The organism is Citrobacter sp. RHBSTW-01013, assembly GCF_013781985.1.
Taxonomy (GTDB): domain Bacteria; phylum Pseudomonadota; class Gammaproteobacteria; order Enterobacterales; family Enterobacteriaceae; genus Citrobacter; species Citrobacter braakii.
Window position 1 is genome coordinate 2936107 of sequence record NZ_CP056185.1, and the last position, 13053, is coordinate 2949159.

The 13053-nt window shown below is 52.9% G+C and carries 13 protein-coding genes; 2 read left to right on the forward strand and 11 right to left on the reverse strand.

The features are described from left to right. The 4 genes from chbA to osmE form a co-directional block, all read right to left on the reverse strand. On the reverse strand, positions 1-348 hold the full coding sequence (gene chbA, locus HV350_RS14210) for a PTS N,N'-diacetylchitobiose transporter subunit IIA (RefSeq protein ID WP_003030618.1): 348 nt from the start codon (positions 346-348) through the stop codon (positions 1-3). Between the two features lie 55 nt (positions 349-403). Next, complete coding sequence (gene chbC, locus HV350_RS14215; RefSeq protein WP_003030619.1) at positions 404-1762, reverse strand: PTS N,N'-diacetylchitobiose transporter subunit IIC; 1359 nt, start codon at positions 1760-1762, stop codon at positions 404-406. A gap of 87 nt (positions 1763-1849) precedes the next feature. Beyond that, positions 1850-2170, reverse strand: a complete 321-nt coding sequence (chbB, locus tag HV350_RS14220; RefSeq protein WP_003832547.1) for a PTS N,N'-diacetylchitobiose transporter subunit IIB — start codon at positions 2168-2170, stop codon at positions 1850-1852. A 297-nt stretch (positions 2171-2467) separates the two neighbouring features. Then, positions 2468-2809: an osmotically-inducible lipoprotein OsmE gene (gene osmE, locus HV350_RS14225; RefSeq protein ID WP_016152853.1), complete on the reverse strand. Its 342-nt coding sequence runs from the start codon at positions 2807-2809 to the stop codon at positions 2468-2470. A 210-nt stretch (positions 2810-3019) separates the two neighbouring features. Here osmE and nadE point away from each other — a divergent pair, with 210 nt between their 5' ends. Next, positions 3020-3850 (forward strand): ammonia-dependent NAD(+) synthetase, encoded by an 831-nt coding sequence (gene nadE / locus HV350_RS14230; protein ID WP_047498859.1) that lies wholly within the window; start codon positions 3020-3022, stop codon positions 3848-3850. Positions 3851-3983: 133 nt separating this feature from the next. Beyond that, on the forward strand, positions 3984-4871 hold the full coding sequence (gene cho, locus HV350_RS14235) for an excinuclease Cho (protein ID WP_047417878.1): 888 nt from the start codon (positions 3984-3986) through the stop codon (positions 4869-4871). On the opposite strand, the gene ves is transcribed toward cho, so the two are convergent. The 7 genes from ves to HV350_RS14270 form a co-directional block, all read right to left on the reverse strand. Continuing rightward, on the reverse strand, positions 4831-5406 hold the full coding sequence (gene ves, locus HV350_RS14240; protein ID WP_181630662.1) for an environmental stress-induced protein Ves: 576 nt from the start codon (positions 5404-5406) through the stop codon (positions 4831-4833). The two genes, cho and ves, sit on opposite strands and share 41 nt — an antisense overlap. Before the next feature lie 351 nt (positions 5407-5757). Beyond that, positions 5758-6243 (reverse strand): ATP-independent periplasmic protein-refolding chaperone Spy, encoded by a 486-nt coding sequence (spy, locus tag HV350_RS14245; RefSeq protein ID WP_003030629.1) that lies wholly within the window; start codon positions 6241-6243, stop codon positions 5758-5760. Between the two features lie 349 nt (positions 6244-6592). Beyond that, positions 6593-7558 (reverse strand): succinylglutamate desuccinylase, encoded by a 966-nt coding sequence (gene astE / locus HV350_RS14250; protein ID WP_181628754.1) that lies wholly within the window; start codon positions 7556-7558, stop codon positions 6593-6595. Then, positions 7551-8894: an N-succinylarginine dihydrolase gene (gene astB, locus HV350_RS14255; protein WP_181628755.1), complete on the reverse strand. Its 1344-nt coding sequence runs from the start codon at positions 8892-8894 to the stop codon at positions 7551-7553. The genes astE and astB overlap by 8 nt, the downstream gene beginning before the upstream one ends. Then, entirely contained in the window at positions 8891-10369 is a 1479-nt protein-coding gene (gene astD / locus HV350_RS14260; RefSeq protein ID WP_181628756.1) for a succinylglutamate-semialdehyde dehydrogenase, read from the reverse strand. The genes astB and astD overlap by 4 nt, the downstream gene beginning before the upstream one ends. Further along, positions 10366-11400: an arginine N-succinyltransferase gene (gene astA / locus HV350_RS14265; protein ID WP_016152846.1), complete on the reverse strand. Its 1035-nt coding sequence runs from the start codon at positions 11398-11400 to the stop codon at positions 10366-10368. The genes astD and astA overlap by 4 nt, the downstream gene beginning before the upstream one ends. After that, positions 11397-12617 carry an aspartate aminotransferase family protein gene (locus tag HV350_RS14270; RefSeq protein WP_181628758.1) on the reverse strand — a complete coding sequence of 407 codons (1221 nt, stop codon included), beginning with the start codon at positions 12615-12617 and terminating at the stop codon, positions 11397-11399. The genes astA and HV350_RS14270 overlap by 4 nt, the downstream gene beginning before the upstream one ends. Between the last annotated feature and the right edge of the window lie 436 nt (positions 12618-13053).

A 13053-nucleotide genomic window follows, 5' to 3' on the forward strand; every position in this document is an offset into this window, starting at 1 on the left:
CTATTTCAGCTTTTCGTGAAGCTCAATCAGTTCAGTCACCAGCTCACGCGCCAGCATTGATGTCATCAGGTGGTCCTGAGCATGAACCAGCACCAGGCTAACTTTCATTTTACCTTCGCCCTGATCGCCTTCAATCAGTTTCGTTTGCACGAGGTGCGCTTCATTCAGCGCCAGGCGAGACTGGTCCATCATAGCCTTAGCTGACTCGAAATCGCCTTGCTTGGCCATTTTGAGCGCGCCGTAAGCCAGGCTACGCGCCTGACCGGAGTTGATGATGAGACCCATCACCACTTCTTCAAGTTCTTCTGCTTCTGACTGCGTGTCGACGATGTTCTCGATATCCAACATACTTTTTTCCTCTGGTTCAGTCCGGCATGACCGTGAAGCCATGCCGGATTAAATTTTAGAATTTCAATGCGTTAGCGATATCTTCTTCGCTTTCTTCTTGATCAATAACGTTCTGCGCTTTGTTGGCTACCACCACGAACGGCAGATAAACCAGCGTGGCGATACCGAGGTTGAACAGCGCGACCAGCAGAGCAGCGACGCTACCGTTGGTGTTAAAGAACGCGCCCAAACCGGTTGGCATGGTCCACGGTGCGATGTTGGTAATCGGTGGAATAATGCCGGAGTAATAAGCTGCCAGCGTAATCGCCGCCAGAATCGGCTGCACCAGAATGAACGGGATAAACATCACCGGGTTCATGATGATCGGCAGACCGAACAGGATAGGTTCGTTAATCTGGAACAGGCCTGACGGCAGTGCCAGTTTAGCAACCTGACGATAATCCGGACGGCGCGATGCCAGGAAGATAGCGATAATCAGACCCAGCGTAGCCCCGCTACCCCCGAGGAAAATATAGGAGTCGAGCATCGGTTTCGCCCAGACGTGGAAGGTCTTTCCGGCTTCCAGCGCGGCGTCTACGGAACCAAACTGTTGGTAAATGGAGATGTTTTCCAGCGCCCATGGCGTCATGATACCGCTGTCCAGCGCGGTCAGCGCCAGTGAACCGTGAATACCGAAGAACCACAGCAGCGGAACAAAAATCACGTAGGCCCAACCCACCACGCTGCCCAGCGATGCCAGCGGAGTTGAAATGGAATCCATGATGATCTGGTGGAAGTTCGTACCCCAGGTGTTCAATGCCCAGGCGATGATCCCCATAATGGAGAGGATAAGGAAGCCAGGAATCAGCGCAGAGAAAGAGCGCGACACGGATGTCGGTACGCTATCAGGTAATTTAATTACCCAATTGCGACGGACCACAAAGGTGAACATTTCCGCGACCGCGAGGCCGATAATAATACCGGAAATAATATTGGCACCGCCGAGCCAGTTCGCGCCAACGGCATAGGCTTCACCCACGCTATATGGCGTTACGGTCATAAACGCGGCGACGGATAACAGCCCGGCAGCCAGAGAATCGACTTTGCGTTCTTCTGCCAGCGCCATACCGATAAAGAACGGCGCCATCAATGACATGATACCCAGCGTACCGTTATAGACGTTTCCACCAATGCCTTTCAAACTATTCAGCGTTTCAATAGTTGAAGCATCAAGTCGAATGCCCATTGAATAAAAAAACGACCCCTCCCCAAAGCTCAGGAAAACGTTATTGATTAATACAAACATGGCCCCTGCGAGGGTTAACGGCATTAAACGAATAAAACCGTTTTTGATTGCATTAACGTGTGGCTGCTTTCCAATTTTTACAGCAAAAGGAAGGAGTACCTTTTCAAGTGAAGCAATAGCGTTACTCATAGAAAAATACCCTTAAATACCGCAATTAATAATTGCGGTGAATGTTAATGAAATAACTCTTTGACGGGAAAAATTAAAATAAAATAATTAATTTGCTGCGGCTTTTTTAATTGCTGCAACCGCAGCCTTAAGCACGCCTAAACCATCGACTTTGCCATACAGCAGCGAGTCAATCACTTCCACAGGCTTGTTGGGTAACAAACGCTGAATTTCGGGCAACATATAAGCAATTTGTGGACCTAATAATACAACATCGGCCACTGGACCTTTTTCTCCGGCCAGCGTTTCAGGAAACGCTTCAATAATAACCGGTACTTCGTATTTTTCGGCCTGAGCACGCATCTTCGAAACCAACAATGAAGTCGACATGCCCGCAGAACAAAACAGATAAATGTGTTTCTTTTCCATTAAAACGATCCTCATGTGCGATTATCTGTCACCAGACACTTCGCAAGCCCTAACCTGCATCCATGCTCTGGGTAACTTGCGTCAGCTAAATTACTTTTTTAGGTGGCTGAAATGAGTATACGGGATTGCACCGGCGGATGGTATTTCCTTGACCAACTAAATTGTCTCTCCTTGACCTGGCGTTATGACCACCCTCACACTTCAGGTAAATAATTCGCGTCAATAATTAAGATCGTGTGACATAAAAAAACCGGCGCAGTGGCCGGTTTTCCCGAGTGCTCAGGCAATAAACAGTTGTTACTTCTTCGCTGCCTGCGGGTCGGTGTCGTACTCTGCGCAGCTCTGGTAGCCAGAGTTAATCACGTGTCCGGTGTCATCTAAAGCAACAAAATAGGTCTCAGCTTTACCATCTCGTTGACCCAGGATGTAGGTCTGACACGTCCCACGCGCATGGATCATACTGACTTCGGAAGACGGTTTACCGGCAATCTGCGCTACCTGCGCCCGGCTCATCCCTTTCTTCACATCTTTCACCACGGGCTGAACAAATTGGTCTTTCGTACGATCGTAGGCCGTACACCCTGCCAGCATAGTCAAAACAGCCGCTGCGCTCAGAATTCCTGTTAGATTCTTGTTCATATTCCGTCCTCTTGTATTTCAGCGTGTTATATAAGCCTGGAGCACAACAACGCATTTTTCAAGCAATCAGAGGATACTTAGGTGGTTTCGGAAAATTCTATTAAAACAAAATGATGCTATATCAGGCTCGCATCCCTTGTCGTTTGGGCCTCAACGCGTTAGCTTTAACACATCATTTTTTTGATCATTTTATTTTTCGGAGGGGGTTAAATGACTCTGCAGCAAGAGATAATCCAGGCGCTTGGCGCAAAACCGCACATCGATGCAGAAGAAGAAATTCGCCGCAGCGTGGATTTCCTGAAATCGTATCTGCAGACCTACCCCTTTCTGAAATCGTTGGTGTTGGGAATTAGCGGCGGACAGGACTCAACGCTCGCGGGAAAACTGTGCCAGATGGCTATCACCGAGCTGCGAAAAGAAACGGGTAATGACGCACTGCAGTTTATTGCCGTACGCCTACCGTATGGCGTTCAGGCCGATGAGCAAGACTGCCAGGATGCCATCGCCTTTATTCAACCGGACCGCGTACTGACCGTCAATATTAAGGGCGCGGTGCTGGCCAGCGAGCAGGCCCTGCGTGAAGCGGGTATCGAACTGAGCGATTTTGTGCGTGGCAATGAAAAAGCCCGTGAACGTATGAAGGCACAATACAGTATCGCCGGCATGACCAGCGGGGTTGTCGTGGGTACCGATCATGCTGCAGAAGCCATCACCGGATTTTTCACTAAGTACGGCGATGGCGGTACCGACATTAACCCACTATTTCGTCTGAACAAGCGCCAGGGCAAACAACTGCTCGCCGCGCTGGGGTGCCCGGAGCACTTATATAAGAAAGCACCAACTGCCGACCTCGAGGACGATCGCCCTTCTCTGCCGGATGAAGCCGCACTCGGCGTCACTTACGACAACATCGACGACTATCTGGAAGGAAAAACGCTGGATGCCGACGTCGCGAAAAAAATTGAAGGCTGGTACGTGAAAACTGAGCATAAACGTCGCACCCCGATCACCGTGTTTGATGATTTCTGGAAAAAAGCGTAATCCTTTTCCCTTCAAAATGCCGGGTAGCGCCAGGATTGGCACTATCTGGCATTAGCCTGCTGAATCTCATGCCGCTTTTTTAATCGTCCTCAAACTGCTACACTGGATGAATAACCAGCATCTGGAGTCAACAGTGGTACAGCGTCAATCAGCCCCTCGTCTGACATTTGAGGCAGCGGCAATCTATGAATATCCCGAGCATTTGCGCCCGTTTTTGAGTGCGCTTCCCACCGCGCCAGGCGTCTATCTGTTTCACAGTGATAGCGACACCATGCCGCTTTATATTGGTAAAAGTGTCAATATTCGCAGCCGTGTGCTGGCGCATCTGCGTACCGCAGACGAAGCGAGTATGCTGCGTCAGGCCAGGCGCATTAGCTGGATTTGTACGGCCGGAGAAATTGGCGCCCTGCTGCTGGAAGCGCGGCTTATCAAAGAACAGCAGCCCCTGTTTAACAAACGGCTGCGACGCAATCGCCAGCTGTGTGCCTTGCAGCTTACCGACCGAACGGTTCAGGTGGTTTACGCACGAGATATTGATTTCTCCCACGCCCCCAATCTGTTTGGCCTGTTTGCCAACCGCCGCGCAGCGCTACAGACGCTGCAAAGCCTCGCCGATGAACAACAGCTGTGCTACGGCCTGTTGGGGCTGGAACCCCTGAGCCACGGGCGCGCCTGTTTTCGCTCCGCGCTTAAACGCTGCGCCGGAGCCTGCTGCGGGAAAGAAAGCCCTGAAGCACATCATTTGCGTCTGGTAGAAGCCCTGGAAAGAGTGCGCGTAATCTGCTGGCCGTGGAGCAATGCCATTGCGCTGCAGGAAACCCGCGCTGAAATGACGCAGTACCATATCATCAATAACTGGCTGTGGCTGGGAGCCGTTTCAACGCTGGATGAGGCAGCTACACTCGCGCGAATGCCGGCCGGCTTTGATCAAGATGGCTACAAAATTCTCTGCCGGCCTATTCTGTCTGGTCAATATGACATTATTGAACTGAGTCCGGAGAATGCCCCGGCATCCAGTTAATCTCGCTGAACAGCAGTTTCCCCTCGCGTTCCAGCAGTCGTAACGTGTGTTTACCGTCGTGCCAGCTTGCACCCTGATCGACGGTCAACAGCTTATCACCCAGTTGCCAGGCTCCGCTGATAACAAACACCACGCCGCCGCGCGAACCAAAGGTCGTAAAGGTGCGATCGGCAACTCTGACTTTTGCCTGGCAGACATCCCGTCGGGTCATGATATTAAAATCCATCGACATCTGCCCTTCCGTCAGCTTCGCTTTTACCACCTTGTCACCGGCAAAGGTAAAAGGCTGATGCTGTTTCAGGGTATGCGTGAAGGTGTTCGGCTCTTCCAGCGTCACTTCTCCGCCTTCCAGCAGGGTAATCACGCGTTCTACGCTGGGAAAAAGAGAAAACTCTCCATTTGCTGCGATGGAGGCGATACTCGCCCGCCAGTGAAAATCTCGTGTTGCTGGCGGAAAACAGCAAATCTCACGCGTTTCTCCCGCACCATTTCGCCACAGATTGACCGGCATTTTGCGGATATCAAAGTATTCCATCATCCCTCCAGAAAGGCGCAGCACGGCAGCCCACCGTAAACAGGCAGCCATAAATCATCATTGTTATGTTCACCCTGCAGATTATTGTTATCGGCAGCAGAGTTGATTTGCCTTAGCGATGAACCCGGTGTTTTGCAAAAAAGAACAACGCGCCCTCCAGGTGGAATTTTCGCGGGCTTCAGGAGAATAACGTGTCACAAGCGCGGTGCAAGAGGCAGCAAAGAAAAAACCGCCGATCCTGCCCACCTCGTTAAACGTGTTGTGGACAAGAGCGGCGGTCTTGAGTTTGGTTTCACACTGTGCGGCAATCAGCACACACAGCGTGAATGATATAGTGTAGACGCTGAACGATTACTCAGCAGCTTGCGGCATTTTACCCTTCTGCGCGGCACGTTCTGTCAGACGCTTCTCAAAATTGGCATTAAACTGCTTTTTCTGTTCCGGGGTCAGAATGTTGTAAATCTTGTTCTGGGTTTCCATGTGCGCCAGCATGTTGGCTTTGCGCTGTTCTTCCATCTTCGCAATCTGCGCTTCAGCTTTCGCTTTATCAAAGCTATCGCTGGCGATGATGTCGTGCATTGCGCGGCGCTCTTCCAGCGGCGGACGTTTCATCTGATCGCGCTGACCTTTCATGATCTCGCGAATCTGCTGTTTCTGCGCATCGGTCAGGTTCAGGTCTTTAAACATCATGTCGTGATGCGGGGCAAACTTACCGTTGTGGTGCATCATTGGTTTGGCATCAGCTGGCGCAGCTGTTGTCGTGTCAGCGGCGTGGGCCAGGTTAGCAGCGCCCAGCGCCAGGGTAGAGGCAACAAACAGAGCAGTCAGTTTACGCATAATTTCTATCCTTTCTTTCAGTTATTTTTACGACACTCATGCGACTCTTATGCAATGTGATGTCGTGTTGACGAGATTAACTTTACCGGCTTAAGCGTCAATTAATCAGAGCAACGGTAAAACAATGAAAGTGTAAAAAACAAACTTTCATCAATTATGGAGAAAAAAAGAATAAATTGCGCAGAGTTGCAATAAAAAATTACAACGGGATGATTTTGAAGGGATTATGAAGAACTATACCTCATCCCTGATTATTAAGAAAGCAATTCACCAGGAATAATCCGTAATAAATAAAAACAGCACGTAAAAATAAGCCCTTAGGGATAAACCAAAAGGGCATATATATTTTTCACAATTTTTCGAGCATCAATCCGGCACGTAAACCACAGGCCACGTTTGGATTTGGAAAAAGAACGTATTCAACATCATGGGTGACGGTAAAACGTTCATCACCGTCCTGCGCCAGCAAGGTGCCCTCTGTAAAAGGGGTAAAGTTGAGCGTCTGGTTATCCATGTGAAGAATGAAATCGTCGCTACGCCGCGTGATTTGCGACACCACGCGGTAACGCAGCGGAGATGTTTCTCCCGGTGACATTCGCTCGCCCTTTAGCAGCTTCGCCAGCGCATCTGCCGTCTGCGCAAACTGAGTCAGATCGTTTTGTCCAAACGGCAGCACTTTACCCAGTTCCAGCGTGCAGGCCAGCGCGCCAAAATGTTCAGCGCTAAAATGGGTGAACGTGCCGCCAGGTGTCTGATGGAAAACCAGCGCCTCCAGCCCTGCCTCTCCCAGCCATCCCAAAAAATCTTCGTCCCAGGCAACGTTGCGTTGTGGCAACACGCCAAAGCGCAGATGCTGCGAGCCGTGAATCGCGGTGTGCAGATCCAGATGCCAGCGTACTGGCTCTTTCGCCCGCGAATAAAAATCCTCCAGACACAGCTCAAGCTGATGGGCTCGGTGCGTTTCTTCACTCGCGGCAAAAATCTGCCAACGGCCGCCAAACATACGGTTCAGGTCGCTATGACAATAACGTTGTCCCGCCGCCAGCGCCTGCGGGTTCCCCAGAATCACCAGCAGCCGCCATGTCAGCGTTAGTTCACCGCTAAACAGCCTGGAGAGAATTGAATCAAGTATCTCTACCGGGGCCGTTTCATTGCCGTGGATCCCCGCAGACAGCACCAGCGAATATTCCGCCGGAGTGTCCGGCGTCAGCTCCAGAATTCCGTGACCAATCCACTGCCAGGAAAAGCCGCGAGCTGTGCCCTCGGTTGTCTCGGGGGTTATCCCTGCCAGCGTCTGGGCCAGAAAATTATCCATGACTGGTCCTCTCCTGCTGGAAGGGATACACAGAGCCGAGGTTGAGCAATTGCGTCAACGTATCCAGCGCTTCACGCCCCTCACGTAACAGCTGCGGGTCGGCAAGGTCGGCGGCGGTAAGACGATCGCGATAGTAACGGTCGACCCAATTATTCAGCGTGTTAAACAGCGTATCGTTCATGATAACCGCCGGATTTACGGCCTGCAGCTCCTGTGGCGTAAGCACCACTCTCAGGCGCAGACATGCCGGACCGCCGCCGTTGGACATACTTTCACGCAGATCGAATACCTGCAGGTCATCGATCGGATTGTCTTCCTCGAGCAGACGGTTCAAATACCGCCACACGCCCGCATGCTCCCGACACTCCTGCGGCAGGACCAGCATCATCGAACCGTCATCACGGCTCAATAGCTGGCTGTTAAACAGATAGGTGGTCACCGCATCCTGCACCGACACTTCCGCAGCCGGGACTTCCAGCGGGGTAAAACCTGCCACCTGACTGCGTAACTGCTCGAACAACGCCTGCTGTCTGGCAAACGCCAACTGATGACAAAACAGTACCTGGCGATTCGACACCGCAATCACATCGTTATGAAACACGCCAAGATCGATAACGTCCGGGTTTTGCTGGGCAAAAATGCGCTGATGCGGGTTAACCTGATTCAGTCGGGCGACCGCCTCGCTGGCCTCACGGGATTGCCTCGCCGGATAGCGCTTCGGATGGGATGCATTCCCTTCTTCACGACCGTAAACAAACAGCTGTACGCCAGGGTCGCCGTAATCCCCGCCGAGGCGGTTATGGTTTGCCGCACCTTCATCACCGAATAGCGCAACCTGGGGTAACGCACCGTGGACCGTAAAACTATTCTCATCACGGAAAATCGCCCGTAGCAACGCTTCGGTGGTCGGCGCTTCCAGCGAACGGTGAAACTTATTATTCAGATTCGCCACCGTCAGATGCACTTTCCCGTCCAGCGCATCGGCTGAAGGGCAGACCGTTGCCGCATTCGCCACCCACATAGACGATGCGGAGCTGGCGCTGGAGAGCCAGTGGGGCGCCTGACGCGCCACGTTCTCCAGTATCTGTTCGTCGCGGCCGGTAAAGCCCAACTGACGCAGCACCGGAATATACGGCCGCTCATGAGGCGGGATCACCGCCTGGGGAAATCCCGCATCCGCCAGCGCTTTCATCTTTAGCAGACCCTGCTTCGCCGCCAGACGCGGGTTCGATAGCTGAAAACGATGTTTGGTTGAGGCCTCATTACCAAATGACAGCCCCGCATAGTGGTGGGTCAGCCCCACCAGACCATCAAAATTTACCTCACGGGCTTTCATAGCTTATCCTCGCGAGAAAAATCCAGGCCGGGGCTAAGCGTCGTTGGCAGCGTTAAGGCCGGTGATTCCAGACTTGCCATCGGCCAGGCGCAATAATCTGCGGCATACCACGCGCTGGCGCGATGGTTCCCGGAAGCGCCAACGCCGCCAAACGGCGCTGTACTCGCCGCGCCGGTTAACGGCTTATTCCAGTTGACGATCCCGGCCCGCGCCTCGAGCAGCAGTTGATCAAACTGGCTGCGTTCGGGGGAAACCAACCCACACGACAATCCAAAGCGGGTGTTGTTCGCCATACGAATTGCGTCATCAAAGCTGTCATAACGCCAGACGCCAAGCAGCGGTCCAAAGACCTCTTCATCGGGTACGTTCGCCGCCCCGGTCAGTTCGATGATCCCTGGGGTGAGCAGTGACGTTCCGGCTTGCACCAGACGTGGCGCTAACAGCGTTCGACCCCCTAACGATTCCAGACGCTGCCAGGCATCATAGACATGCCGCGCGGCCTGTTCGGAAATCAGCCCGCCAATAAATGGCTGCGGTTCTGCGTCCCAGTTGCCGGGCATTAAACGCTGGCTGACGTCCACCAGGCGCGTCAGGAACGCATCCCCCTGCGCGCCTTTTTTAACTAACAGGCGACGGGCGCAGGTACAACGCTGTCCGGCGGTGACAAACGCGGACTGAATAGTCAGATGCACTGCGGCATCAATATCTTCCGGGTTCTCAATAATCAGCGGGTTGTTGCCCCCCATCTCCAGAGCGAGGATTTTTTCCGGCTGGCCGGATAGCTGTCGATGCAGTTGATAACCCGTATTGGCACTGCCGGTAAACAGCAGGCCATCGAGATCGTCCTGCCCGCTCAGCGCCTGCCCCGTATCGCGACCGCCCTGCACCAGGTTCAGCACACCCGGCGGCAATCCCGCCTGCTCCCACAGCTTTGTCACGGCTTCACCGGTCCACGGCGTCAGCTCGCTGGGTTTGAAAATCAATGTGTTGCCTGCCAGCAGTGCCGGAACAATATGACCATTGGGTAAATGGCCGGGGAAGTTATACGGGCCAAAAACCGCCAGCACGCCGTGCGGGCGATGGCGCAACGTCGCTGCGCCATCCGGTAATTCGCTGTGATGCTCTCCGGTACGCGCATGCCAGGCTTTCACGGAGATGGCAATTTTATTGATCATCGCCGTCAGTTCCGTAGCGGCTTCCCAACGGGGTTTGCCGGTTTCCCGGGCGATAATCTGTGTGAGTTCGGCTTTATTGCTTTCCAGTAATGAAGCAAATTTTTCAACAATGGCCTGGCGTGCACCAAAGGGCTGTTTAGCCCAACCGGCAAAGGCTGCGCGCGCGGCCCGGCACGCCTGCGCTACCTGGGCTGCATCGGCATCATTCCCCTGCCACAGCACATCACCGCTTACGGGATTGGTTTTCACCCGACGCTCGCCCAGCCCCGTCACCCAGTCGCCGTTTATCCATAATGTCATGCTGTTTTCTCCTCTGCACAAAGACGCACAAAACGTACATGGTCGCCCGCGTGACATTTCAGGGCGTCCAGTTGCGCCGCCGTCAGTACCAGACGCTGAGTATCCGGGTCGGCACGAACCAACATGACGCGGAAGTTTTGATAATTTTCATTGGCAACCAGACAAGCAGGATAGTCGCCTGGCGCAGGCTGCCCTTCAGCCACCTCCACCAGCCTGCTCTTACGGATAGCCCGTACCCGGTCAATATCGCATTCCAGGGTCGGTCCGCCGTCGAAAATATCGACGTAGTTGCGGTAGCGAAATCCTTCTTTCTCCAGCACCGCCCGCGCAGGAGCCGTTTGCGGATGCACCTGACCAATCACGCTTTGCGCTTCGTCAGACAGGAAATGGGTATAAATCGGATGCTTAGGCATCAGTTCAGCAATAAAGGCTTTTTGCCCGGTTCCGCAGAGAAAATCCGCCCGGCTGAACTCCATTGAGAAAAAACGTTTGCCGAGGCTTTGCCAAAACGGAGAGTAGCCGTGTTCATCGATCACGCCGCGCATCTCGGCCACGACCTTCTCATTGAACCGGTCACGAAAGGCCGCCATAAACATAAAGCGCGACTTCGACAACAAATAGCCGTTGCCTTCTTTACGCCAGTCCGGATCGAGAAACAGAGAACAAAGTTCGCTACTGCCCGTGTGATCGTTACTCAGAAACAGCGTCGGCAGCGCGTTATACACGTTCAGCTCTTTCGAGGCGTGCACCAGAGTACCGACCCGGTAGTTGTACCAGGGATCGTTAAGCCCCACCGCCACCTCAATGGCGCAAATCCCTGCCACGGTTCCGCTGGCGCTGTCTTCAAGCACAAACACATATCCCTGCTCACTTTTGGGCAACTCACCGCGCCAGGTTTGTAGCGAACGTTCGATACGCGCCATCAGCGTAGCTTCATTCGCCGGTAGCGAGGTCAACCCGCCGCCGGTCTTACTGGCAAGCTGCATCAGCGCGGTGATATCAGCGCGTTCAATGGGACGAATCACCATCATGATGAACCTCCTGCTTTAATGCGTTCGCAGGCCAGCGCAAAGCGATCCAGTCCGGTGGCGATTTCTTCTTCGCTGACGTTTAACGCTGGCGCAAACCGCACCACATTAGCGCCAGCAATCAGCACCATCACTCCGGCAACCGCCGCTTCTTGCGAGATGAGTTTTGCTTTCCCGGCAAATTCCGCGTTCAGCACACAGCCAATCAGCAGTCCGAGTCCACGAATTTCACTAAACAGTCCAAAACGTTCGTTAATGGCGTTAATACGCTCCACAAACCAGTCGTGGCGCTGTTTCACTCCGTTAAGCACTTCCGGCGTGTTAACAATTTCCAGCAGTTTTCCCGCCACCGCAGTGGCCAGCGGGTTTCCGCCATAGGTCGTACCGTGCGTACCGACCGTCATCACACTGGCGCAACGCTCTGTCGCCAGCAGTGCGCCGATGGGGAAACCACCGCCCAGCGCTTTTGCTGTCGTCAGCAGGTCCGGCGTAACGCCGTAGTGCATGTAGGCATACAGTTCGCCGGTACGGCCAACCCCGGTCTGAACTTCATCAAAAATCAACAGCGCATTATGGCGATCGCATAATTCACGCAACCCCTGCAAAAAGGCGTTTGTTGCCGGCACTACGCCGCCTTCCCCCTGCACCGGCTCCACAATAACCGCACAGGTGTTGTCATCAATCAGTTGGCTGGCAGAGTCGAGATCGTTATACACCGCATGGCGGATATCCGGCGGCAGCGGCGCGAAGTCCTGTGAATAGGCGGGCTGTCCTCCGGCGCTGACGGTAAACAGCGTGCGACCATGGAAAGCATTTTTAAACGCCACAATGCCGCTCTTCTGGCTACCAAAACGATCGTGGGCATATTTACGTGCCAGTTTTAATGCCGCTTCGTTAGCTTCTGCGCCAGAGTTACAGAAGAAAATACGCTCGGCAAAAGTGGCATCAATCAGCTTTTTCGCCAGGCGCAGCACCGGCTCGTTGGTGTAGCCATTTCCCGTATGCCAGAATTTGCTCGCCTGGTCGTTTAATGCCTCGCGCAATGCCGGATGTGCATGACCCAGCGCGTTAACCGCAATGCCTCCCGCAAAATCGATATACTCTTTACCCTGCTGATCCCACAGACGTGAACCTTCGCCACGCACCGGAATAAAATGGGCCGGAGCGTATACGGGCATCATCCATTCATCAAAATTTTCACGCGTAATTGACAGAGACATAGCGACCTCAATGGTAAATAAAAGGTTATTTATATGTTAATAAATATAGTGCTTGCGGTGTAAATGTAGATTGCAGGCTTCGTGCCAGCCAGCGAAAAAAGTGCATAAACGGAGGGCGGTGACGGAATATCAACGAGTTACAACCTGACGATATTCACTGTATGTGCATATAAAGTGAATATGTTTGCGTACCAGATGACTAAACAGAGGAAAAAACGCAATTTTATTCAGTCGCCAAATATAATTCTGGAATTGTGATCGTATACGAAATTTATCGGAAATTATTGCTCTATTCCGACGCGCTACGCGCCAAAACGGTGCAGTTTTTGCTCCATCGTTAACACCATTAGCAATCATTGTTGGAATCAGGTGACAAGAAGCAGTCAGCCTGCAGAAATTCTGCTACCATCCTTGCACTATTCATCTTGCAAAGTGG

Excerpts from the sequence above, each read along its gene's own strand:
- spy (WP_003030629.1), bottom strand. The coding sequence starts at position 6,243 with ATGCGTAAACTGACTGCTCTGTTTGTTGCCTCTACCCTGGCGCTGGGC.
- astD (WP_181628756.1), bottom strand. The coding sequence starts at position 10,369 with ATGACATTATGGATAAACGGCGACTGGGTGACGGGGCTGGGCGAGCGT.
- astA (WP_016152846.1), bottom strand. The coding sequence starts at position 11,400 with ATGATGGTGATTCGTCCCATTGAACGCGCTGATATCACCGCGCTGATG.
- HV350_RS14270 (WP_181628758.1), bottom strand. The coding sequence starts at position 12,617 with ATGTCTCTGTCAATTACGCGTGAAAATTTTGATGAATGGATGATGCCC.
- nadE (WP_047498859.1), top strand. The coding sequence starts at position 3,020 with ATGACTCTGCAGCAAGAGATAATCCAGGCGCTTGGCGCAAAACCGCAC.
- chbA (WP_003030618.1), bottom strand. The coding sequence starts at position 348 with ATGTTGGATATCGAGAACATCGTCGACACGCAGTCAGAAGCAGAAGAA.
- osmE (WP_016152853.1), bottom strand. The coding sequence starts at position 2,809 with ATGAACAAGAATCTAACAGGAATTCTGAGCGCAGCGGCTGTTTTGACT.
- astB (WP_181628755.1), bottom strand. The coding sequence starts at position 8,894 with ATGAAAGCCCGTGAGGTAAATTTTGATGGTCTGGTGGGGCTGACCCAC.
- chbB (WP_003832547.1), bottom strand. The coding sequence starts at position 2,170 with ATGGAAAAGAAACACATTTATCTGTTTTGTTCTGCGGGCATGTCGACT.
- chbC (WP_003030619.1), bottom strand. The coding sequence starts at position 1,762 with ATGAGTAACGCTATTGCTTCACTTGAAAAGGTACTCCTTCCTTTTGCT.
- ves (WP_181630662.1), bottom strand. The coding sequence starts at position 5,406 with ATGGAATACTTTGATATCCGCAAAATGCCGGTCAATCTGTGGCGAAAT.
- astE (WP_181628754.1), bottom strand. The coding sequence starts at position 7,558 with ATGGATAATTTTCTGGCCCAGACGCTGGCAGGGATAACCCCCGAGACA.